A 462-nucleotide genomic window follows, 5' to 3' on the forward strand; every position below is an offset into this window, starting at 1 on the left:
CCCGTAGGGACCGGCGCCGCCGCTACGGTCGGCCTCCGGCCCGGGCTCGCCCTGGTGCCCGCGCCCGAAGATGTCGCCGAAGCCGCCGCTCGCGCCCTTGGCCAGCAGCAGCATCAGCAGCGCCTTCACGATCGGCGACATCGCCGACCCGGCGGACCCGCCGGACTGACCGCTTCTGCCGCCGCCGAGCACCTGACCCAGCACCCCGCCGATCACCGTATCGAGCAGACCCATGGCGTTCTCCTGCGGACGTTTGCGTGCCGGGCGCGTCCGGGGCGAGAGCGCCGCCGGGCTTCGGGCTGGTTAACGGCCCGGTCGGGCGCGGGGTTGCGTGGCACCCGCGCGGCTCCCCCCTCCCCGCTCTGCGCAGGGGAATCGCAGAGGGCGGTCTGCGCCTCGCTGCCGCCTGAGGCGCGGGTCCCCTCTCCCATAGGGAGAGGTCTGCTTTCGCAGAAAGCCGGG

1 pseudogene is annotated in these 462 nt (G+C 74.7%); it reads right to left on the minus strand.

Annotated elements, in window-relative coordinates:
• Positions 1 to 234: pseudogene (locus AX737_RS09760) on the minus strand (hypothetical protein); the annotation flags it as partial.
• Positions 235 to 462 lie beyond the last annotated feature (228 nt).

Source organism: Methylobacterium sp. CCH5-D2 (genome assembly GCF_001556475.1).
GTDB lineage: Bacteria > Pseudomonadota > Alphaproteobacteria > Rhizobiales > Beijerinckiaceae > Methylobacterium > Methylobacterium hispanicum.